This is a genomic window from Pseudomonas sp. MWU16-30317, from assembly GCF_020515695.1.
Taxonomy (GTDB): domain Bacteria; phylum Pseudomonadota; class Gammaproteobacteria; order Pseudomonadales; family Pseudomonadaceae; genus Aquipseudomonas.
Genome location: NZ_JAIWJA010000003.1, coordinates 257,171 through 279,840, shown reverse-complemented (window position 1 = coordinate 279,840; position 22,670 = coordinate 257,171). Strand labels below are relative to the sequence as shown.

The window sequence follows — 22,670 nt, the reverse complement described above, 5'->3', positions numbered from 1 at the left end:
GGTTCGAGCACCAAAGGGGCGAAGCAAAAGAAGGGCAACCACTGCTATGGTTGCCCGGGCGCGTCAGAGCTTGGTGTTCCGGCGGATATTCCAGCCGTATTTGATCGGGCCACCTTCTTTGGTACCGTCGGCTTTCTGCGGCTGGTAGTCGACTGCCACCTCAGCGAAGTTCAGAGACACTTGCTCGGTCAGGCGATCGTCCGTGCGCGAGCCGCCGGTGCTCAGCGACGAGATCAGTACTTCCTTCAAGGTGATGGTTGTGTACTCGATCGGGCTCTCCCCCCCAGCCTTGCGGATCACCAGTACCGCTTCCGGATAATGCTTGCCGCTGGAGCAGGCCGTCATCAGGTTGGGTGTCGACTTGTCGAGGTACTTGGTAAACGTCAGGTCCTGGATATTGACCTTGCCGGCACCGCCGCCGCTGCCCATCTGCATGTTGCCGTTCTGGGACATGCCCCAGTTCCAGGCCAGCACGTCGATCTCATCCTTGTGGGTGCTGTCCTGAGATTCGCCCTTGATGTCACCGATCTTGATGAAAATATCTACAGCCATTATTCCTCCTGGAGTTCATTGAAGTGAGTGCGCGGTGCCCACTGGCCCGCGCAGTCAAAAGTGGATCAGGCGCTTTTCGCCGAAGGCAGCTTTGATACCAGACGCAGGGATACCGTCAGGCCTTCAAGCTGATAGTGCGGGCGCAGGAAAAACTTCGAGTTGTAGTAACCCGGGTTACCTTCGACTTCCTCGACCACTACCTCGGCGGCTGCCAGTGGGTGTTGGGCTTTGGTGGTCTCGCTGGAGTGCGCCGGGTCGCCGTCGACATAGTTGAGGATCCAGTCCTGCAGCCAGGCCTGCATCTCGTCCTTTTCCTTGAACGAGCCGATCTTGTCGCGAACGATGCACTTGAGGTAATGCGCGAAGCGACAGGTGGCAAACAGGTAAGGCAGACGAGCCGCCAGGTTGGCGTTGGCGGTGGCATCCGGATCGTCATATTCGGCCGGTCTCTGCAGCGATTGGGCGCCGATGAAGGCCGCGAAATCGGTGTTCTTCTTGTGCAGCAGCGGCATGAAGCCGTTCTTCGCCAGTTCCGCTTCACGGCGATCGGAGATCGCGATTTCGGTCGGACACTTCATGTCCACACCACCGTCATCGGTAGGAAAGGTGTGCGCGGGCAGGTTTTGCACTTCACCGCCGGACTCGACACCACGGATGCGCGAGCACCAGCCGTAATGCTTGAACGAGCGGTTGATGTTCACCGCCATGGCGTAGGCGGCGTTGGCCCAGGTGTATTTGCTGCTGTCGGCGCCGTCGGTGTTCTCTTCGAAGGCGAAGGCCTCCACCGGATCGGTCTTGGCCCCGTACGGCAGACGCGCCAGGAAACGCGGCATGGTCAGCCCGATGTAGCGCGAGTCTTCGGATTCGCGCAGCGACCGCCAGCCGGCGTATTCCGGGGTTGTGAAGATCTTGGTCAGGTCGCGGGGGTTGGACAGCTCCTGCCACGAGCCCATGCCCATTACGGTCGGCGATGCCGCAGCGATGAATGGCGCGTGCATGGCCGCGCAGACTTTGGACAGCTCGCCGAGCAACTCGACATCCTGCGCCGACTGGTCGAAGTAATAATCGCCCACCAGGCAGCCATAGGGTTCGCCACCGAACTGGCCGTACTCTTCTTCGTACATTTTCTTGAAGATCGGGCTCTGGTCCCAGGCCGTACCCTTGAATTTCTTCAGGGTCTTGTGCAGCTCCGGCTTGGCGATGTTGAGTACGCGAATTTTCAGCTGCTCATCTGATTCGGTGTTGTTGACCAGGTAATGCAGGCCACGCCAGGCGCTTTCCAGCTTCTGGAACTCGGGGTGGTGGATGACTTGGTTGACCTGTGCGGTCAACTTGGCGTCGATGGCCGCGATGATCGACTCGATCGAGGTAATCGCGTCGTTGGACACCAGGCTGGTCTGCGCCAAGGCTTGCTCGGCCAAGGTACGCACGGCGGTCTCTACCGCTTCGCGAGCACGTTCGGTCTTGGGCTTGAATTCCTGCAACAGCAGCGAAGCAAATTCGCTGGTCTGCTCAGTCGCCGCGGGTTGCGGCTGACCGTCTTTCATCAACTCGGACATGCGGGTCATCCTGATCAGGTGTTGGGCTCGGAATCGCGAGGCTTCGGCGCGCTGGCCAGAGCTTGCAGCAGGGCTGGGTCCTGGATGGCTTTCATGATCACGTCTTCAGCGCCGGTCTTGCCGTCCATGTAGGTAAGAAGGTTGGCCAGCTGGGTGCGAGCTTCAAGCAGCTTGTTCAGCGAGTCGACTTTGCGGGCCACGGCGGCCGGGCTGAAGTCATCCATGCTTTCGAAGGTGATATCCAGGCTCAGGTTGCCTTCACCTGTCAGCTCGTTGGGCACGTGGAAGGCCACGCGCGGCTTCATGGCCTTGAGGCGCGAGTCGAAGTTGTCGACGTCGATTTCCAGGAACTTGCGTTCCTCCACGGGCGCCAGCGGTGTTTCTGGCTTGCCGGCAAGATCGGCCATCACGCCCATGACGAACGGCAACTGGACCTTTTTCTCGGCGCCGTACAGCTCGACGTCGTATTCGATCTGCACGCGCGGGGCGCGATTGCGGGCAATGAACTTTTGGGAACTGGTAGTGGCCACGGTGCTCCTCCTTGTCGCCTGAGCGACCTGTTGAGGTCATGGCCTGCTGGTAAAGCCGGCCGCTGACTGAACGACGAGGTCGACGACGCTACTCGGCGTCGGGACCACGCAGATTTTCGAATTGGGAAATGCCGTCGGGTATCAGATTGCGCACGATGGCGGCGAAATCCGCATTGACCAGTTGCCGCGCACGGTTGAGCAGCAGCGGTATAGGGCTGGACGGCTCATGGCGGGCGTAATAGTCGAGGATGCGTTGCAGTTGTTGCAGCACATCGTCGCGATGATTGATATCACCGCTGACCCGCGCCGGTGCAGACGATTCTACCGCGATGGGCTCGGCGCCCTGGGGCGGATTGGCGGCCACCTGCTCGGCAGCGACCACGGGTTCAGCGCCGAGAATCTGTTGGGCCAGCTTCAGTTGGCGGTCCAGTGCATCGAAGTTGACACCCTGGCCCACGCCCAACTGGTCGCCCAGCACCTGCTCGATACCTTGCAACGCCTCGCGTGCGCGGTCGAGGGCCTCCCGGCTGGCCTGCAGCTGTTCGGGGTCGGCATCCTGGAAAGCGGCGTTGAGCTGCTCGCCGGTCAGGCTTTCACCTTGAAAGTGCTGCAGGCCGCAGGCGTTGGCGGCGGCGCGCACGCTGATGCTGCCAAACACCCGCGAACGCACTAGTGGTGTTTCGCGCAGCAGGTTCACGGTGGGATCGGCAGCCAGGGCCATCAACGCATTGAGGCGCAAGGTAGGGTCGTTGTGGTCATCGGCGTCGAGCCGCGGGTGCAGGTCGGTCCAGTGCTGCAGGAGCAGCTGGCGTATCAGATCGAGGCTGCCTGCCAAGCCGGCAAGGCCTTCCATAGCCAGCGCGCTTTGCAGCAGAAAACAGGCGATGCGCAGGTCTTTGCTGCGCTGCAGAAGTTGCTCGCTTTGCTGGCCAATCGAGCGCCATTGCGGTGGCTCGGCGGCCAGCACGGCATCGCCCATGATGCGTTCAGGTTGGCCTTGAACATCCCGTTCCAACTGCAAGAAGTGCGAGTCGTATTCCAGATCTTCGCCGCAAGGCGAATCCTCTGAAACAGGCACCAACAATAACGCCACATCCACCAAGACTTGATCTCCTTATCACCTGCTGGCTGGCAGGTTTTAGCACGAAAGTTCCAGATCCAATATCAGGACCGGAAAGCACTAAATGATATTCAGTGATATCACACAGCCATCACCCTATTGTACGGCCGGCGACATTTTTGGTGTAGTCAATACCGATTGTCAAGGTATGCTATGCGCCGCCTGTATAGGCCGAGTGTATTGCGGGGGTGCTTTATAAATCCCGACTTTTATGTAACGAAGTGTTTATTTCACCAAATTTAGCTACACAATCCAGGCAAATAGGCGATTATTCGCCACCCCTGCCAGACCGTAGAATGCAGCATGGAGGCTTGATGGCACTGCAATTGGTTATTACCAGTTACCACAAGATCACCCCCGGACAATGTTCGGAGATGACGCTGCGCAGTGGCATCCTTAAAATCGGTCGCGGCCCGGAGAATGACTGGGTACTGCCCGATCCAGACAAACTGATCTCGTCACAACACTGCAGTATTCAGTACCGCGACGGCATCTACTTGATGACAGACAACAGCACCAATGGCGTCGAGTTAGTTACCTCCGGCATCCGATTGCGCCGGGGAAACAGCGAACGTATCAACGACGGCGAAGTTATCCGCATCGGTGACTATGAAATATGTGCGCGTGTAAACCAGACGCCGGAAGTTTGCAACACCAGCGTATCGCCAAGTGCATCGTTTGGCGCCGAGCCGATCAGTTTTGAAGCGCTTATGGGCGGTCAGCAACAGGCTCCGGCACCCGTGCGCATGCCCGCGCAATTCGAGCGTGGTTCGGCCATGGATACCCTGCCCGACCTGTTCGATTTCCTCGCGCCCGGCCCAGTGCCTCCGGTCACGCAACCCGACCACGTACCAGCGCAGCAGCATGATTTTCGCCCGCCCGTGCCGAGCGCGCCACCAGTAACCGTTGCACCGGCGGCACCGCCGCCTGTCGGCTTGATTCCTGAGGACTGGGACCTGCTGGGCACCAACCCCGCGACGACTGAGGCGGCAGAGTCTCGCTCCATCGAACCGGTTGTCGCACCTTCGGCAGCGCCCGCTCCCGAGCCCGAGATAGCTCCTCAGGCACCGGTGCCCGCCGCCGCAGAACCCGGCAGCCCTCTAACAGTCGAATCATCGGCCACTGCACAGCCGACGTGCAAGCCTCAAGCGACCCCGTCACCCGCAGGCAACGACCTGCTCGCCGCCTTCCTCGACGGCGCCGGCATGAGCCATCTACGCATCGACAACCAGCAAGCCGCCGCGCAGATGCACAGCCTGGGCCGCAGCTATCGGTTGATGGTCGAGGGCATGCTCGACGTGCTGCGGGCACGGGCCAGCCTCAAGGGTGAATTCCGCATTCAGCAGACGCTGATCCAGCCACTGGAAAACAACCCGCTCAAATTCGCCCCCAATGCCGACGAAGCTTTGCTGCTGCTGTTGCGCGGCGGCAACCAGGCGTTCATGGCCCCCGACCAGGCCGTCAGCGACGGTTTCGACGACCTCAAGGCCCACCAGTTAGCGGTCATGGCCGGGGTGCAAGCCGCCATCGGCCAATTGCTCAAGCGTTTCGAACCCGCAGCCCTGGAGGCACGCCTGGAACATCCCGGGGGCTTGGCAGGGCTGCTCAGTGGCTCGCGCCAAGTGCGCTACTGGCAACAGTTCACCGAGCTTTACGGCCAGATCGCAAGCGAGGCCGAAGACGACTTCCAGGACCTGTTCGGCCGCGAATTCAGCCGCGCCTATGAGGAACACAGCGCCAAACAGCGACGCAGCTAGCGTCACCCGCTCGACAATTGCAGGCGCCGATGACCGGGCCGATTTGCAGGATCAAACGGATAAGTATTTGTCAGTAAGGACAAAGGATGAGGTTCAAGAAATCCCAGGCTGTTGCAGCGGCATTGCTGCTGACCGCCTGCGCCAAAGACCCGGTGGCCCCCGCTTCCGCTCCAGCACCGGCAGCGACCGATCTGGTGTTGCACGTACAGTCGATTGCCGGGCTCAACCCCGGTGCCGACGGCCAGCCAGCACCGGTACGCGTGCGCCTGTTCGAGTTGAAAAGCGCCGCAGTGTTTGCCCGCGCCGACTACTTTGCCCTGGCCGACAAGGCCCAGGCCACGCTTGGCAGCGACCTGATCGGTCAGGATGAGGTGCTGATCCAGCCCGGCGAATATCAAAAGGTCACTCGCCCACTGAATTCGGCCACTCGCCAGCTGGGCCTGGTGGTCGGTTATCGGGAACTGGACCGAGCGGTATGGCGCGAGGTTATCCCGGTGTCGCCAGGCCACGGCGATGAAATTCAGATCAGCCTCGATGTGCGCGCCGTCCGCAGCGCCCCCGTAGTCGCCCCTTAGCGCAAAGGTATCCCATGTCCTGGAACAATCGAGTGGTGTGGTCGGAAGGCATGTTTTTGCGCCCGCAGCACTTTCAACAGCACGATCGTTATCTAGAAACCCTGATCGACGCGCGCAGCCGCCCGCTCGTGGCTGGCGCCTGGGGCTTCTCGGAATTGCAGCTGGACCACGCGCTGCTCGGCCAGGGCAAACTGGCAATTGTGTCGGCACGCGGCCTGCTGCCCGACGGCACGCCGTTCAACATCCCGGTCGACGACCCTACACCCGCGCCGTTGAACATTGATGATCAGCTACGCGATGGCCTGGTTTACCTGGCATTGCCGCTCAAGCGTGCCGGGGTCCGCGACACCGCTGACGAAGGGCAAACCGTCGCGGGGGCGCGCTATCAAAGCCAGGTGCGCGAAGTGCGCGATGACAACGCTGCGTTCGAAAACCGCGCCCCGGTGGCGGTAGGTTCACGGGCTCTGCGCTTGCTCACCGAACAGGACGGCCTGGCCGATTACACGGCGATCGGCGTGGTCCGTGTGAAGGAAAAACGCAGCGATCGCGCCGTGTTGTTGGACGAGTCCTATATCCCGCCGGTACTGGACATCGCCGCCAGCAAACCGCTCAACGGCTTCACCCGCGAACTGCTCGGCCTGCTGCACCAGCGCGGCGAAGCGCTGGCCGGGCGGGTGGTGGCCAGTAACGCCGGCGGCGCGTCGGAAATCGCCGACTTCATGCTACTGCAACTGGTCAACCGGGCCCAACCGCTGATCTCCCACCTGGCACGCCTCAGCCCGCTGCACCCGGAGCGTCTGTTCAGCGAACTGGTGAGCCTGGCCGGCGAGTTCGCGACATTCGCCACCAGTCAGCGGCGCGCGCAAGAGTTCCTGCTGTATCAACACGACGACCTGGCCCTGACCTTCGCGCCGGTGATGCTGGCGTTGCGCGAGGCCTTGTCGATGGTCATCGACACCAAGGCCACGCCTATTCCTATCGTCGAGAAAGCCTACGGCGTTCACGTGGCCGTGCTCGCTGACCGCACGCTGATAGAAAACGCCAGTTTCATCCTTGTGGTTCGCGCCGACGTGCCGGGCGAAACCCTGCGCGCCAGCTTCCCGCAGCAGAGCAAGGTCGGCTCGGTTGAGCACATCCGCGACATGGTCAACCTGCAACTTTCCGGTATCGGCCTGCTGCCGCTGTCGGTTGCACCGCGGCAGCTGCCATACCACGCCGGTTCCACCTACTACGAACTAGACCGCGGCAGCGAGCATTGGCAGGCGCTGCGCCAATCCGGCGGCTTTGCCTTTCATATCGCCGGAAATTTTCCGGGGCTGAACCTGGCCTTTTGGGCCATCAGGGGCTGAGTACGGATGACCACCAACGACGGCTTCAACAACGACCGTACCCTGATCATGCCGCGTCCTGGTGGCCGCGGCGCACCGGCTGCCGGCCAGAAAGCGCCTGCCCTGGAGCTGCCCAGCCAGCCGCTGTCGACCAGTCAGGCCCTAGGCTTGAATCCACTGGAGCAAGCTGCTGGGCCTTTGCTCGCGCTGCTGACGCGGCTGCGTAACACCCTCGCTCATCCGGCGCCGGCCAGCCTGCGCGCGCAGTTGCTGACCTGCCTGCGCCAATTCGAAGCCCGTGCCGAAGCGGCGGGCATCGCCCGAAACGACGTGCTGCTGGGCCGCTACGTGCTGTGCACCGCGCTGGACGAGGCCGTCCTGAGCACGCCGTGGGGCAGCAGCAGCGACTGGGGTAAACAGAGCCTGCTGATCACCGAACATAAAGAAGCCTGGGGTGGCGAAAAGGTCTTCCAGTTGCTCGACCATTGTCTGCAAAGCCCGCGCGAACGCTTGAACCTGCTGGAGCTGCTGTACCTGTGTATTTGCCTCGGTTTCGAAGGTCGCTATCGGGTGCTCAACGATGGCCGCAGCCAGCTCGAAGCCCTGCGCGAACGCACCAGCGCCGCCATCCGCAGCGCACGTGGCGAGCACGAGCGCGAATTGTCGCCGCACTGGCGCGGCACCCAGGCCAGCCGCGACCGCCTCGCGCAGTTCGTGCCGCCCTGGGTCGGCCTGGCCATCGCGGCCGCGGTGCTGCTGTTGGTGCTGCTCGGCCTGCGCCTCAAGCTCGCGGCCGACGCGGAGCCGGTGTTCAAGAACATCCATGCCTTGGGCGAAATCCCGGTACAGGCCATCGAACGCCCGCTGCAACAGCCCAAAATCGTCGAGCGCCCACGGCTGGCGGGCTTCCTGGCCGACGATGTGCGCGCCGGTCGCGTGGTGGTCACCGATGCGGTCGATCGCTCGATTGTCACCCTGCGCGGCGATGAACTGTTTGCGTCGGCGAGCGCCAGTATCAAGGATGATTTCCAACCGCTGATGCTGCGCATCGCCGACGCCATCAGCAAGGTCAAGGGTCGTGTGTTGATCACCGGTCACAGTGACAACCGCCCCATCGCCACGCTGCGCTATCCCTCCAACTGGAAGCTGTCCCAGGCCCGCGCGGCCGAGGTCGAGCAACTGCTGGCAGCCAAGACCGGTCAGCCCGAGCGCTTCAGCGCCGAAGGCCGCAGCGACACCGAACCCTTGGCAACCAACGCCACCGCCGAAGGCCGTGCGCGCAATCGCCGGGTTGAAATCACCGTGTTTGCCGAGGGGGTCGAGTGAAGGCCGTGTTCGTATTTATCGTGCGCTGGATCATCCCGGTGCTGGGCCTGACTGCCCTGAGTCTGATCGTCTGGTTCGTCGGACCGCTGCTCGACGCGTTGGTGCCTGAGGGTCGGCGCTGGGCGCTGATCATCCTGCTGTTTGGCGCCTGGCTGGCGTACCGTATCTGGCGCTTCGTACAAACACGCCGCCAGGCTACTGCGGTGCTCGCCAGCCTAGCGGCCGACTCCGCGCCGGACCCAGCCAGCGTTGCTTCGGCCGAAGAGTTGGCGACACTCAAGTCGCGCATGGCCGAGGCCGTTGCCCTGCTGAAAAAAGCCCGCTTGGGTGGCGACGAAAAGCGCAATCTGTACGAGCTGCCCTGGTACGTGATCATCGGCCCGCCGGGTTCCGGCAAGACTACCGCGCTGGTCAATTCCGGGCTCGATTTCCCCTTGGCCGCGCAACTGGGCAAGGGCGCCGTGCAAGGTGTGGGCGGTACGCGCAACTGCGACTGGTGGTTCACCGACCAGGCCGTGCTACTCGACACCGCCGGCCGCTACACCACCCAGGACAGCCATGCCAGCGTCGACAAATCGGCCTGGCTAGGCTTCCTCGACCTGCTGAAAACCCAGCGCCCGAGCCGCCCGGTCGACGGCGCCTTTGTCGCGATCAGCCTGTCCGACCTGCTGCTGGCCACCGAAACCGAGCGCGCCGCACACGCGGCGGCTATCCGTGCACGTATTCAGGAGCTCTACAGCCAACTGGGCGTGCGCCTGCCTATCTACTTGATGCTGACCAAGCTGGATCTGGTTCCGGGTTTCATGGAGTTCTTCGACAACCTGAGCAAAGAGGAGCGCGGGCAGGTCTGGGGCATGACCTTCAACCTGGACGACGGCCAGCAGGGCGAGGGCCCATTGGCACAACTGCCCGCCGAGTTCGCCGCGCTCGAACAACGCCTCAACGAGCGTTTGGTCGAACGTTTGCAACAGGAACGCGACCCGACGCGACGCAATCTGATCTACGGCTTCACGCAGCAGTTCGGTGCGCTCAGGGAAACCTTCGAATCCTTCCTGCAAGCGGTGTTTCGTCCCAATCCCTATGAGGCACGGGTGCTGTTGCGCGGTGCCTATTTCACCAGCGGCACTCAGGAAGGCAGCCCTATCGACCGTCTGATCGGGGCGATGGCGCAAAGCATGAACCTCGACCGCCAGCACCTGGCGCGGCAGAGCGGTTCAGGGCGCAGCTACTTCATACAGCGCTTGTTCACCGACGTGGCCTTCGCAGAGCGTGGGCTAGTGGGCAGCAACCCGGCGGTCGAGCGGCGGCGTAGGTGGCTGGCGCGCGGAGCACTGGCGGCCAGCGTGGCCCTGGTGGTGATCGTCGGCGGGCTGTGGATAGCCAGCTATCGCGCCAACCAGAGTTACATCACCCAGGTTGATCAGCACGTGCTGCCGCTGGGACAAGCGGTGCAATTGCTGAGCCCCGCGCAGCGCGACGTACTGGCCGTACTGCCGTTGCTCAACGCCACTCGCCACCTGGCAGACGACCCGCCCGCCTGGGCGCAAGGCCTGGGGCTGTATCAGGGCGATATGCTCGAGAGCGAGGCTTCCAGCGTGTATCGCAAGCTGCTGATCGCCGTGTTCGCGCCGCGCCTGGTCAGCCGCATGGAAGAACAACTGCACGAAGGCGGCAACTCGGACTTCCTTTACGAAGGCCTCAAGGCTTATCTGATGCTGGCCGACCATGACCATTACGATCCGGCGTTCATCAAGGCCTGGATCGGCCTGGACTGGGAGCAAAGCCTGCCCCGCGATCTGGCCCCGGAACAGCGCCAGGCACTGAACGAGCATCTGCAGGCGTTGTTCGCACGCCAGCCACCGGCCGCGCGGCTGGACGACCGTTTGATCGATGATCTGCGCCGCCAGTTGCAGCAACTGCCCGTGGCTCAGCGTGTGTATGACCGGGTCAAGCGCCAGAAGCTGCCACAAGGCGTTGCCGACTGGCGCCTGAGCGATGCCGCCGGACGCGACGCGGCGCTGGTGTTCACGCGCAAGAGCGCCAAACCGCTGAGCGAGCCCTTGAGCGGTTTCTTTACCGCCCAGGGTTATCGCAAGGCGTTCCTGCTCGGTAGCCTTAACCAGTCCACCGCACTGGCCGAAGAACAATGGGTGCTGGGCCAGGATCGGGCACAGCAACAAGACGCCGCCGACCTGGCCGCCGACGTACAACGTCTGTACTTCCAGGACTACATCCGCCAGTGGGATGCGCAACTGGCGGACATCGACTTTGTGCCGGTGACCAACGTCGCCCAGGCAGCCGACGTGTTGCGGGTAATCTCCGGACCGACTTCGCCGCTGAAAAAACTGCTCCAAGCCGTGGCCAAGGAAACCGACTTGCGCCAGCCTGAACAGGACGCCTTTGCGAAGGTCGTGCCGACTGACAGCGGTGTCGACAAACTCAAGCAGAAACTCGGCTCGCTGGTCGGCCAAGCGCCCGCTGCGGTGCCGATCCAGGCCCTGGGTGACGATCCGGTGACCGTACACTTCGCAGACCTCAACGGCATGGTCGGCAAGGCCGCCGGCGATCCAGCCCCGATCGATGGCCTGCTCGCCGACATGAACGCCCTGTACGTGCAGGTCAGTGCCATGGTCGGTGCCAGTGGCGAGGCCATGCTCGGCGAGGCCAAGAATCAGGCCAGCGCGGCGGCTGCACGGGTCAGCCTGACCGCCGAGCGCGAGCCGCCGCTGGTGCAGGGGCTGGTCAAGGCGGTAGTCAGCGCCACTACCAATAGCATGATGGGCGGCGTGCGCACGCAACTGAACGCCGCCTGGACCAGCGAGGTACTCAACGTATATCGCCAGTCCCTGGCCGGGCGCTACCCACTGGTAGTCGGCAGCAACCGCGATGCGACGCTCGACGACTTCGGCCAGTTCTTCGGGGTCGGCGGCGTGATGGACAGCTATTTCCGCAAGTACCTGCAGCCTTACGTCGACACCTCGGCGCCGAACTGGCGCTGGCAACCGGGTGCCGCCCAGCGCTTGGGTATCGCCCCTGGCGTGCTGCAGACCTTTCAGCGCGCCGCTTCGATCCGCGATGCGTACTTTCGTAACGGCGGTACGCAGCCGGGCGTGCGCTTCGAGCTCAAGCCCCTGGCCATGGACAGCAGCATCACGCAGTTCAACCTCGACCTCGATGGTCAGCAGTTGAGCTACGATCACGGCCCAGCCCGTCCGACCGCCCTGCAATGGCCGAACAGCAACGGCATCGGCGGCGTGCGCCTGAGCATCGATCCACCGGCCGCCAGCGGCCGCTCCGGTATGACCCTTGAAGGCCCATGGGCCTGGTTCCGTTTGCTGGAACAATCAGAGCTGAGCAACGCCGGTAGCCCCGACCGCTTCACCCTGCGCTTGCGCGTAGAAGGCGCCAGCGTAGCCTATGAACTGCGCGCCAACAGTGCCTTCAACCCGTTCAAGAACCGTTTGATCGCGGGCTTCAGCTTGCCGGAGCGGCTATGAATCGGCCCGGGTTCTACGGCAAGCTGGCCAGCCTCGGCGACTTTGTCAGCCGCGACTTGCCACGCGAGTTCATCCAGCCTTGGGACAGCTGGCTGGCGGCCGGCCTGCACAGCAGCCAGCAGCACCTGGGCGATCAGTGGCTCGAGGCTTACCTCATCAGCCCGCTGTGGCGCTTCACACTGGCGTCAGGGGTGTGTGGCCAGGATTCGATGGCGGGGGTGATCATGCCCAGCGTCGACCGCGTTGGCCGCTATTTCCCGCTGACCGTGGCGCAGCCCTTGGAGCGCGATACCGATCTGGCCAGCCTCGTCGCAGGGCCGCAAGACTGGTTCGAAGGTGTCGAGCAGGCGCTGCTCGATACACTGCAAGCCGAGGCTGAGCTGGCGCAATTTGTTCAGGCGCTGGATCGCCTGCCGCCGTTGACCGTCCAGGTCGCGCCGCTGCACGAGCAGGTTGACGGACTGCAGCGTAGCGCGGCCACGACACCCGAGGCGCGGCTGGCAGTGTTGGCGCAATGGGCCTGCGCGGGTACCAGCCTGTGGTGGGGCTGCGGCTCGGAACGGGTCGACGCCGGGCTCGTGCGCTGCGTGGGCCTGCCGCCAGAGCAGGCGTTTAGCGCTTTCCTGCAGGCTCAGCGAGGGATGCCGTAAATGCCCACAGCACCCGAGCTGCAATACTTGTCGGCCAGTTACAGCCATGTCGGCATGGTCCGCCAGGTCAACGAAGATGCCTGCCTGGAATTGCCCGAGAGCGGCCTGTGGGTGGTTGCCGACGGCATGGGCGGGCATGCCGCCGGCGACTACGTCAGCAGCCTGATCGTCGACTCGCTGCGGCGCATCCCCTGGTCGCCGTCGCTGCCGGTCTACAGCAACGCGGTGCGCGCCGAACTGGCCCAGGTCAACAGCGTCGTCCGCGATCAAACGCAGCTGCGCGGCGTGGCCATGATGGGCAGCACCGTGGTGGTGCTGGCCGTACGCGGTAACCAGGGTATCTGCCTGTGGGCCGGGGACAGCCGCCTGTATCGCCTGCGCGGCGGGCAATTGAGCGGCATCTCCCGCGACCACAGCTATGTGCAGGAACTGGTCGACAGCGGCCTGCTCAGCGATGCCGAAGCACGACTGCATCCGCGGGGCAACATTGTCACCCGCGCGCTGGGCGTCGACGACCAGCTGGAGCTGGAAAGCGCTTCTCTGCAGGTGCTGCCCGGCGACACCTACCTGCTGTGCAGCGATGGCCTGAACAAGACCGCCGAGGACCACGAGATCCGTGACGTGCTCTGCCATCACGATGCCTACGCGATGGTCCGCAGCCTGATCCACCTGGGGCTGACCCGCGGCGCACCCGACAACATCACCGCCATCGTCATCAAGGCTTGCTGAAGATTACCGCCCCCATGCAGATAAACATTCCCGGCTATGACATCCACGGCGAAATCGGCGAAGGCGCGATGGCCACCGTGTATCTGGCCACTCAGCGCTCGCTTGAGCGAAAGGTGGCCCTCAAGGTCATGGCCGCAGCGCTGGCCGCCGATCCGAGCTTCTGCGAGCGCTTTTTGCGTGAGGGCCGCACCCTGGCACGCCTGTCGCACCCGCACACGGTGACCATCCACGACATCGGCAACGCCGGCCCGCACTACTACATGTCCATGGAGTTCCTGCCCAACGGCACCCTGAAAGAACGCCTGTCCGCCGGACTGACCACCGAGCAGGGGCTGCCGATCATCCGCCACATCGCCTCGGCGCTGGGCTATGCCCACGCCCAGGGCCTGGTGCATCGCGATGTGAAACCCGCCAACATCCTCTTCAGGGCCGACGGTACGGCCGTGCTGTCGGACTTCGGTATCGCCAAGTCGCTGGACGATCGCACCCAATTCACCCAGGCCGGTTTTGCCGTCGGCACGCCGAGCTACATGAGCCCCGAGCAGGCCCGCGGCCAGGACATCGACGGGCGCGCCGATCTGTATGCCCTGGGCGTGGTGCTCTACGAAATGCTCACCGGCGAGCTGCCCTACATGGGCACCGATGCGCTGTCCACGGCACTGGCGCACCTGACCGAGCCGCTGCCCGAGCTGCCGATAAGCCAGGGCCGCTATCAAGGGATCCTGACCCGGCTGCTGGCCAAGGACCCTGCCGAGCGCTTCCCGGATGCCGCGGCGCTGGTAGCCGCGCTCCGCCTGGCGACAGTGGACGATGACGCCACGCGCATCAGCCCGATCGCTATGCCGCTGACGCCAGCCCACGTCGCCGTAGCGCCGGCTGCTCTGGTAGCCAGCGACGCTGCGCCGGCTCGCGACACTGGCCCGGCTGCGCATTCACAACCGGTACCGCCCGCCAAGCCGCCCTCCGCGTCGGGCCAACCGAGCCAACCGAGCCAACCGGCGGCAAGTAAAAGCCCGGTGCTGGCCCTCAGCGCGGTCGCCGTGGCGGTGGTGCTGGCGATCGGCGCGGGGAGCTACTTCTGGTTGGGCACCGACAAGATCAGTGCATCGTCTGCCCCGACTGCCGCTGCCAAGGCAGTCAGCACGAGCACGAGTACCGATACCCCACCGAGCGTGCCCGGCATAAAATCCGTCGTCGCCGATCAAAACGGCGGCGACCATCCGTTGCTGATGGCCGGCAAGAAAACCCTGTTCCAGCGCATCCTCAGCAAGCCCCAGGCCAGCCTGGCACCGCAACCAGGGGCGGAGGGCGACAAGCCGCTGCCGGCGTTCTCGGTGCTGTACGTGTACCAACGCCAGACCATCAACGGCCAATCTTGGCTGCGCGTCGGGGCCGGCACCGACGGGCGCAGCGACGGCTGGCTGCCAGCCGATCTGGTCAGCGACTGGAAGCAGAGCCTGGTGCTGAAATTCACCGAACGCTCGGGACGCGCCCCGGTCATGTTCCTGCGCGACCCAGCCACTGCCGAAAAACTCCTCGCCGACCCGGCCGCCGCACGCCGTGAGCTGCAACAGGCCCAGGCCGGCAAAGGCGCTGACAGCCAGGTGTTGGCGCTGGAGCCCGGCGCCAGTGCCATCCCTCAGGACAAGTTCTACCTGCTGCCGATCTTCGATTCCCGCGAGAGCTTCGATGCCAACGCGCAGCCGGTCCAGTTGCTCAATGTCGCCTCTATCGACCCAGGCAGCGACACCCCCGCGCAGACTGAAGCACCGGTCAAGGCGACGCCCACCGATGCCTTCCGCACCGCCGTGGTACTGGTGGTGGATACCTCGATGTCGATGCAGCCGTATATCGACCAGGTGACCCAGGTGATCCACGACCTGCAGAGCCAGATCGCCCAGCGCGGCGAACTCGATAACGTCAGCTTCGGCATGGTCGGTTTCCGCAACAACGTCGACAAGACGCCCGGCCTGCAATACCTGGCCAAGACCCTTATCCCGCTGGATCAGGGCCGTGATCCGCAGCGGTTTCTCGATTTGGCGCGGCAGGTCAAGGCGACCGACGTCAACAGCCAGTCCTTCAACGAGGACTCGTTCGCCGGGGTCATGCAGGCCGTCAACGGCATGGACTGGTCGCCCTATGGCGGCCGTCTGATCCTGCTGGTCACCGATGCCGGCTCGCTGCGCAAGGCCGATCCGCTGAGCAGCACCCACATGAACGAGGCCGAGGTACGCCAGGCAGCGCTGGGCAAGCAGATCAAGATCTTCGCCCTGCACCTGCGCACCGATGCAGGCAAGAAGAACCATGCCTTTGCCGAGCAGCAATATCGCGTGCTCACCGCCGATGCCAACCCGCAGATCGGCGACCTTTATGTGCCGGTCCCGGGCGGTGACGTGCAGCGCTTCGGCGAACGGGTCAGCGAGATCGGTTCGGTATTCGCCAACCTTGTGCATCAGGTGCGCAGCCAGCAGCCGCCGTCACCGCTGCTGTCGTCCACCCCGAGCCTGGCAGACAAGTCCGCTGCTATCGGCTATGCCATGCACATGGACTTCCTCGGCCATCGTTCGGCCAACCGGGCGCCGCAACTGGTCAGCGCCTGGACCGCCGACCGTGATTTGACCAACGCCGCCTTGCCAGCCTTCCAGGTGTGTGTGCTGCTGACCAAGCTGCAGCTAAACGACCTGCAGCAATCGCTCAAGTTGATCGTCAACGCGGCGCGCAAGACCCAGTCCTCGCCCAGGGATTTCTTCCAGGAAATCGCCAGCGCCAGTGCCTACATGAGCCGCGATCCCTCGGCCTTGCGCAAGGGCGCCAACCTCGCCGATGGCGGCGTGTTGGGCGAGTATCTGGACGGCCTGCCGTACCGCAGCAAGGCACTGACCATGACTCAGGACCTGTGGCTGTCGCTCTCGGTAGCCGAGCAGGAGGACTTCATCGACGAGCTCGAATCCAAGATCCAGCTCTACGAAACCTTTCACAACGACCTGGCCAACTGGGTGCGTTTTGGCGATGCAGAGCCAGGTGACGCCCTGTACCGCGTGCCGTTGTCGACGCTGCCATGATGCTCAAGTTGCGCGAAGTGCGCGTGTCCCGAGGTGAAGGCGCCCAACGCTACAGCCTGGAAGTGGAGCGGTTAGAGCTTGACGCAGGCGAGCAGTTCGCTTTGGTTGGCCCCAGTGGCTGCGGCAAGAGCACCCTGCTCGACCTGCTGGCGCTGGTGGTTGCGCCCGAGCAAGCAGATTGCTTCGAGTTTCATGGCCTCGACATCACGCCCTTGTGGCGCGACGACCAACAGGATCGCCTCGCAGCGCTGCGCCGCACTCATCTAGGCTACGTGCTGCAAACCGGTGGCCTGCTGGGGTTCCTCGACGTACGCAGCAATATTGCCCTGCCGCGCCAGCTGCTGGGCTTGCCGAATGACGGCACGGTCGAGCGGCTGGCCCAGCAGCTGGGTATCCTCGAACAGCTGAGCAAGCGCCCCGCGGCGCTGTCAGTGGGGCAGCGTCAGCGGGTCAGTTGCGCCCGCGCTCTGGCCCATGGCCCGGCATTGATCCTCGCCGACGAGCCAACCGCAGCACTGGACCCACTGAACGCCGAACGGGTGATGCACAGCCTGCTCGCCCAGGCGTCGCTGCAAGGTGCCTGCGGCCTGATCGCCACCCACGACGAAACCCTCGCCAGCCGGTGCGGCCTGGAGCGGCTGGGCTTCGCACTGCGCCGTGATGCCGACGGCGGCGTCACCGCGCGGCTCGAGGCACGCACTTGATGCGCTTGCCGTTGCTCACCAGCCTGGCCTGGCAGGATTACCGCGAAGAGTGGCGGCTGTCGGTGTGCGCCGTGCTCGCGCTGGTGGCGGTGATCGCCCCACTACTGCTGCTGTTTGGCCTCAAGTTCGGCTTGATCAGCGGCCTGACAGAGCGGTTGCAGCAAGACCCGAACGTACGCGAGATCATCCCGCTCGCCGGTGCGCGGTTGAGCGCTGCCGATGTCGCCGAACTGGCCGCCCGGCCCGATGTGGCCTTTGCCTTGCCGCGCACCCGGCAGATCGCCGCGACGGCCGAGCTGCTTGACAGCGACGGTAAATCGCTGGCGGTCGAGATGATACCTACAGCAGCCGGCGATCCGCTGTTGGCGGACATGCCAGTGCCGCACGACCTTCATCAAGTATTGCTGAGCACCACCGCTGCCGAGAAACTCGCCGCCAAGGCCGGCGACGAGGTGCAAGCGCTGATCACCCGGCAAGTGGCCGGCCAGGTGCAATCCCAGAGGTTGTCGCTGCAGGTGCTGGCCGTGCTGCCGCTCGAGGCTTTTCCTCGCGACGCGCTGTTTACTGAGCTGGGCCTGCTCGAGGCCGCTGAAGACTATCGTGACGGCGTGACGGTACCCGCGCTGGCGTGGCCCGGTCATCCGCCGGGCACTGCTCGGGTCTACCCGGCCTTCCGTTTGTATGCCCGCGACCTGGCTGCGGTCGACAGCCTGCGTCAGCACTTCGCTCACCAAGGGCTCGCTGTCGCCACCCAGGCGGCCGCCATCGAGCAGGTGCAGTCGCTGAGCCGCAATTTGACCAAAGTGTTCTGGATCATCGCCGGCATCGCCATCGGCGGAGCGTTCGCCGCCCTCGGTGCTGGCGCCCTGGCGGCGGTGCAACGCAAACGACGGTCACTGTCAGTGTTGCGCCTGCTCGGCTTTCCGACGGCAGCGCTGCTCGGCTTCGGAGTACTGCAAGCCCTGTACAGCACTCTGGTGGCGTGTGCCACGGCGGCGGGCTTGTATGGCATGGGTGCGGTCATCCTCAACCATGTTTTCAGCCAGGCCGCAGCCCATCTGTTGCCTGTGCATTTTGCCGTGGCCGTGCTGGCTGCGCTTGCGATCAGCCTGCTGGCGGCCTTGGCCGGTGGCTGGGGCGTGACTCGACTCCATGCGGCACAAGGAATTCGCGATGTTTAGATACCTGGCCTTCAGTGCCCTGGTCGCCCTGACTACCCTGGCCCACGCCGATGACGACACCCTCGACAACCCCAAGCCGTTGCCAGGCGACGTGACCTTGCCGCTGCCCTGCGATGGCGAAATGGTCTTTCGTACCGCGTACGTGTTGGCCCACGGGCCGCTGGACGACCGCGAGGTGAACCTCGGCTACCCCTTTGGCGAGGGTGAGCCGGGCTACAAGCAGTCGTTCATTTCCGGCTACCGCCGCGATTACATCAACGGCCAGTTCACCCTCCACGACCTGGCTGAGGACTGGCGCAAGACGCTGACACCCTTGCTACCGAAGACCGGGCCGGACGCACCGCTCAAGCCGATGATGTATTTCATCGGCAAATACGAGGTCACGGCCCGGCAATACGGGCAAGTGATGGCCCAGGCCCAGGCGCTGGCCAGTGGCGAAGCACCACCGGCCTGCGAAACCGACACCGCCATGATCGGGCGCTTGCCCAAGGTCAAGCTCTCGCACTTCGAGGCCGAGCGTTTTGCTGCGGTCTATAGCGCTTGGCTGATGAAGTACCACCGCGAACTGCTGCCGGTCAGTGGCCGCGGCACCAGTGCCGAAGATGGCGGCCTGGGCTTCGTGCGCCTGCCCACCGAGGTTGAGTGGGAATACGCCGCGCGGGGCGCGCAGGCAGTCAGCCGCCAGGAACTGGAAGGCCGGCTGTTCCCTCGGCACGCCGCCGGTAGCGATAACGAAGACGCGCCGCTGTCCGACTACGCGGTGTATAGCCAGGTGGCCGGCGGTACCGGCCAGGGTGCGCGGCTGATGCCGATCGGCACCAAGCTGCCCAACCCGATCGGCCTGTTCGATGTGATTGGCAATGCCGCCGAGATGGTCCAGGAGTCGTTCCAGCTTGTGGGCGCCGGGCGCCGCCAAGGCACCTATGGCGGCTTCGTGGTAAAGGGCGGCAACTACCTCGAAGGCGAGTTGACCCTGTTCACCGGCATGCGTCGCGAATACCCGCTGTTCGCCGCCGACGGCACCGAGCAAAGCAACGAGACCACCGGCTTTCGCGTGGCTTTGGGAGCATTGGCAGCGCCACGCTCGCGCTACAACGAACTGTTTACCCAATGGCAGAAAGAAGGCCGCCTGGCGTCGCTGACCGATGCCATCGACGACGCTCAGGACCCGACCAAACGCCTGGACAGCATCATCGCCGCCAGCGTCGACCCGCGCCTGCAGGCAGAGCTGGGGCTGGTCAACGAAGAGCTCAAGCGCAACGTCGCCCTCATCGCCAAGCAGCGCGAGGATGCCGCGGGCAATCTGATCCAGTCCTCGGCGTTGGTGGCCGAGACCATCAACAACTACAACATCCGCCTGACCAATCTGCGCACCACTCGCGACAAGGCGGTGGCGATGAAAGACCAGTCCAGCGCCGACCTGCTGACCTCGGCCATCGACAACGGCCGCAGCGCGCTGGATGGCGCCGTGGCGATCTACATCGACAACCTGGCTACCGGTACCCGTTACACCGATGCAGTGATCCAGGCGCAGTTTCAACGAATCAAGGAAGAACTGGGGCGCAAGCCGGTGCTGGGCAAAAGCCTGGTGGCGCGCGCCACATTGTTCGTCACCCACGTCGGCAATTATCGCAAGCAACAACGCGCCGACCCCGAGGTGATTTTGAAGGAATTGCTCGCCAAGGCCGACCCGAAACCCTGAGTCGGTATGCGAGCAGATGTGGCAATGGGTGAGGTGGCCATGGGGGCCGCCCACCGTACTGAATAAACCAAAGGAAGAGATACCGTCATGCGTTCGACCCTCAGCAGTTACCTGTCCGCCAGCAAGCGCCACAGTGCAGTCCTGGCCGCCGTGAGCTTCAGCCTGGTATTGGCAGGTTGCGCCAGCTCGCCGACCGACAAGGTTGCCCAGTCTACCAAGGCCGACTTCTACCCGACCTGCTATGAGCCTGTGCAGCACCTGCGCAGTACCAGCTCCGACATGACTAAATCGGTCGCGACCAGCGCCGTGGTCGGTGGTCTGCTGGGCGGTGTGACCGGTGCGCTGGCCGGTGACAAGGACAAGATGGGCCGCAATGCCGCGATTGGTGTCGCGGGCGGTGCCCTGGCCGGTGGCGCCGTCGGTTACTACACCGAGAAGCAAAAGCAGATCACTGACGACAAGCAGCGTATCGGCTCCTACGCCAGCGATCTGGACAGCAGCAGCCAGTCCATCGACCGTAACATCGCCTACGCCAAGGCCTCGCAAACCTGCTACCAAGGTGCGTTCAACGACCTGCTGGCAGCCCGCAAGGCCAAGACCATCAATGACGCTGAAGGCCGTCGTCGCCTGGCTGAAATCATCTCCGGCCTGAAAGAAAGCAATGCGCTGATCGTCGCTGCCAACGGCCGTGCCGATCAGGATGTCGACTCCTACAACCAGGCGTACGAGAAAGACCTGCAGCAGGTCGGTGTGCAGCGTAGTGCCGTGACCGCTCAAGTCGCCGCCGATGCTGCCCCGGTCGCGACCACCAAGACCAAGGCCAAAGCCAAGAAGACCACGGCCAGTACCGTCCCTGCCGAAGCCGTCACCACCGAGAAGAGCCTGCAGAAAACCCAGGCCAAGCAAACCGAAGCCAAGCAGGTTGCCGCTTCCGGTCAGACCCTGATGTCCAAGCTGTGCAGCAGCCCGGACATGGGTGACTGGGCGCCGGATAGCTGCAAGGCGTAAGCCCAAGTAGCTGCCGAGGATGGCTCGGCAGCTCTGCTGATACCCATACGGCCGGCACTCGTCGGCCGTATGCATTGCATCCCCTATCACGGAACGAGATCTGCCTGATGCGTAAACTCGCGGCCCTGCCGTTATTGATCTTCCCTCTTTTCGCCTTTGCCGACTGCACCGAGCAGTTGCAAGGCTGGGCCAAGGCCTTGCATCCCGCGCTGGTATTCGACAGCGAGCACGCAGTGTGCAAAATCAACCCGGCTGATCCCAAGCAAGTGCTGGCGGCCCTGACCTTTACCGATACCGCCCCCGACGAATACGGCGAGGGCGACTATGGCCTGGAGGTGCTGGTCGCCGACGCCGCCACCGGTGACGTCATCGCTCACCACTACCAAAGCGCGGCGATCAGCTCCGATGCGATCAGGTTTGAAAGCCTCGCCTTGGACACGGCCCGCTATCAATTGGCGCCCAAGACCCGCGCGTTTGGCGTACGTGTCAGCTATGAAGGCGCTTCGCGGGTCAACCCTTATGGCGGTACCAGCCTCAGCCTCTATGTACTAGACGGCTCGGTGCTGCGTCGGGTAATGGACAAGCTGATGGTCAACGACAGTACCGGTGAATGGGACGGCAACTGTGCCGGAGACTTCAGCGATACCACGCGCACCTTGTCCATCGGCGATATGGGCAAGAAGGGCCTGGCCAATTTGGTTATCGATGAAAAAGTCACGGCTTCTCACGATCAACCCAAGGGCGACGATTGCGAAAGTATCGACAAGAAGCCAGCAACGGCCAAGTTCACGCTTGACTATGACGGTCGCCAATATGGCGTACCAAAGGGCCTGACGTTCCAGTGACTCGAATACGGCGCTGACGGCTCAGGGCTGATTAATGAGATGCTGGCGGTCGTGGCGATAGAGCCAGAACAGTGGCGGCAGCAACACCAGCAACGCCAAGAGATCAACCAGCAAATGCGACCACATGCCCGCACTGAGGGAAATGACGATATCCTGCGGCGCCCATAGCAGCAGGCCAGCCATCAGCCAGCCCCAGGCCATGGGGCGCTTCAAGGTGCTGCCGAGGTGCACCAGCGCCAGCATGCAGAAGGCGTAGGCCTGTAAGGTGGCACCGAACAGCGCGACCCACCAGACCTGCTGGGCCCGAGCGGCTGCGGGGACGTCGGTGGTCCAGAAGGCGTGTTCAACGCTGCTCAGGTAGTGGTCCAGCAGCCCGGAGTGGCCGGCCCAGCTGAGCAGCACGCCTCCCAGGAAGTGGGTGAAGCCAACGGCATAGAGCCAAGTCACCAGGACGCGTCGCAGCGTTGAGGGAGATAACGGCATTCCGGGTCCTCGGGGCATCGGTGAGAGGCGGCGAGTATAACGAGTCGCTGTCGAGGTGGCGA

The 22,670-nt window shown here is 63.7% G+C and carries 18 protein-coding genes; 13 read left to right on the top strand and 5 right to left on the bottom strand.

Annotated elements, in window-relative coordinates; translation table 11 throughout:
* Positions 1 to 63: 63 nt before the first annotated feature.
* From LIX93_RS10340 to tssA, 4 genes are all read right to left on the bottom strand, one after another.
* Positions 64 to 552 (bottom strand): type VI secretion system tube protein Hcp, encoded by a 489-nt coding sequence (locus tag LIX93_RS10340; RefSeq protein ID WP_226503945.1) that lies wholly within the window; start codon positions 550 to 552, stop codon positions 64 to 66.
* Between the two features lie 65 nt (positions 553 to 617).
* On the bottom strand, positions 618 to 2,111 hold the full coding sequence (tssC, locus tag LIX93_RS10335) for a type VI secretion system contractile sheath large subunit (RefSeq protein WP_226503944.1): 1,494 nt from the start codon (positions 2,109 to 2,111) through the stop codon (positions 618 to 620).
* A gap of 14 nt (positions 2,112 to 2,125) precedes the next feature.
* Positions 2,126 to 2,641: a type VI secretion system contractile sheath small subunit gene (gene tssB / locus LIX93_RS10330; RefSeq protein WP_226503943.1), complete on the bottom strand. Its 516-nt coding sequence runs from the start codon at positions 2,639 to 2,641 to the stop codon at positions 2,126 to 2,128.
* A gap of 88 nt (positions 2,642 to 2,729) precedes the next feature.
* On the bottom strand, positions 2,730 to 3,740 hold the full coding sequence (gene tssA, locus LIX93_RS10325; RefSeq protein ID WP_226503942.1) for a type VI secretion system protein TssA: 1,011 nt from the start codon (positions 3,738 to 3,740) through the stop codon (positions 2,730 to 2,732).
* Between the two features lie 335 nt (positions 3,741 to 4,075).
* Between tssA and tagH the strand changes: the two genes are divergently transcribed.
* From tagH to LIX93_RS10260, 13 genes are all read left to right on the top strand, one after another.
* On the top strand, positions 4,076 to 5,518 hold the full coding sequence (gene tagH, locus LIX93_RS10320; RefSeq protein ID WP_226503941.1) for a type VI secretion system-associated FHA domain protein TagH: 1,443 nt from the start codon (positions 4,076 to 4,078) through the stop codon (positions 5,516 to 5,518).
* 86 nt (positions 5,519 to 5,604) lie between these two features.
* Entirely contained in the window at positions 5,605 to 6,093 is a 489-nt protein-coding gene (gene tssJ, locus LIX93_RS10315) for a type VI secretion system lipoprotein TssJ (RefSeq protein ID WP_226503940.1), read from the top strand.
* A 14-nt stretch (positions 6,094 to 6,107) separates the two neighbouring features.
* A complete protein-coding gene (gene tssK / locus LIX93_RS10310; RefSeq protein WP_226503939.1) occupies positions 6,108 to 7,442 on the top strand; it encodes a type VI secretion system baseplate subunit TssK in 1,335 nt (444 codons plus the stop codon).
* Between the two features lie 6 nt (positions 7,443 to 7,448).
* Positions 7,449 to 8,747 (top strand): DotU family type VI secretion system protein, encoded by a 1,299-nt coding sequence (locus tag LIX93_RS10305; RefSeq protein WP_226503938.1) that lies wholly within the window; start codon positions 7,449 to 7,451, stop codon positions 8,745 to 8,747.
* On the top strand, positions 8,744 to 12,244 hold the full coding sequence (gene tssM / locus LIX93_RS10300) for a type VI secretion system membrane subunit TssM (protein ID WP_226503937.1): 3,501 nt from the start codon (positions 8,744 to 8,746) through the stop codon (positions 12,242 to 12,244). Before LIX93_RS10305 ends, tssM begins: the two co-directional genes overlap by 4 nt.
* On the top strand, positions 12,241 to 12,894 hold the full coding sequence (gene tagF / locus LIX93_RS10295) for a type VI secretion system-associated protein TagF (RefSeq protein ID WP_226503936.1): 654 nt from the start codon (positions 12,241 to 12,243) through the stop codon (positions 12,892 to 12,894). The genes tssM and tagF overlap by 4 nt, the downstream gene beginning before the upstream one ends.
* Positions 12,895 to 13,623 carry a protein phosphatase 2C domain-containing protein gene (locus LIX93_RS10290; RefSeq protein ID WP_226503935.1) on the top strand — a complete coding sequence of 243 codons (729 nt, stop codon included), beginning with the start codon at positions 12,895 to 12,897 and terminating at the stop codon, positions 13,621 to 13,623.
* 14 nt (positions 13,624 to 13,637) lie between these two features.
* Positions 13,638 to 16,685, top strand: a complete 3,048-nt coding sequence (locus LIX93_RS10285; protein WP_226503934.1) for a serine/threonine-protein kinase — start codon at positions 13,638 to 13,640, stop codon at positions 16,683 to 16,685.
* A complete protein-coding gene (locus LIX93_RS10280; protein WP_275948750.1) occupies positions 16,685 to 17,389 on the top strand; it encodes an ABC transporter ATP-binding protein in 705 nt (234 codons plus the stop codon). Before LIX93_RS10285 ends, LIX93_RS10280 begins: the two co-directional genes overlap by 1 nt.
* A complete protein-coding gene (locus LIX93_RS10275; RefSeq protein WP_226503932.1) occupies positions 17,389 to 18,570 on the top strand; it encodes an ABC transporter permease in 1,182 nt (393 codons plus the stop codon). Before LIX93_RS10280 ends, LIX93_RS10275 begins: the two co-directional genes overlap by 1 nt.
* The gene (locus tag LIX93_RS10270; RefSeq protein ID WP_226503931.1) at positions 18,563 to 20,272 is read left to right on the top strand and encodes an SUMF1/EgtB/PvdO family nonheme iron enzyme; all 1,710 of its coding nucleotides are present in this window, start codon (positions 18,563 to 18,565) and stop codon (positions 20,270 to 20,272) included. The genes LIX93_RS10275 and LIX93_RS10270 overlap by 8 nt, the downstream gene beginning before the upstream one ends.
* Before the next feature lie 87 nt (positions 20,273 to 20,359).
* Positions 20,360 to 21,280 (top strand): type VI secretion system-associated lipoprotein TagQ, encoded by a 921-nt coding sequence (gene tagQ, locus LIX93_RS10265; RefSeq protein ID WP_226503930.1) that lies wholly within the window; start codon positions 20,360 to 20,362, stop codon positions 21,278 to 21,280.
* 107 nt (positions 21,281 to 21,387) lie between these two features.
* Positions 21,388 to 22,125: a hypothetical protein gene (locus tag LIX93_RS10260; RefSeq protein WP_226503929.1), complete on the top strand. Its 738-nt coding sequence runs from the start codon at positions 21,388 to 21,390 to the stop codon at positions 22,123 to 22,125.
* Between the two features lie 21 nt (positions 22,126 to 22,146).
* Here LIX93_RS10260 and LIX93_RS10255 read toward each other — a convergent pair whose 3' ends face one another.
* Positions 22,147 to 22,608 carry a cell division protein gene (locus LIX93_RS10255; RefSeq protein WP_226503928.1) on the bottom strand — a complete coding sequence of 154 codons (462 nt, stop codon included), beginning with the start codon at positions 22,606 to 22,608 and terminating at the stop codon, positions 22,147 to 22,149.
* Between the last annotated feature and the right edge of the window lie 62 nt (positions 22,609 to 22,670).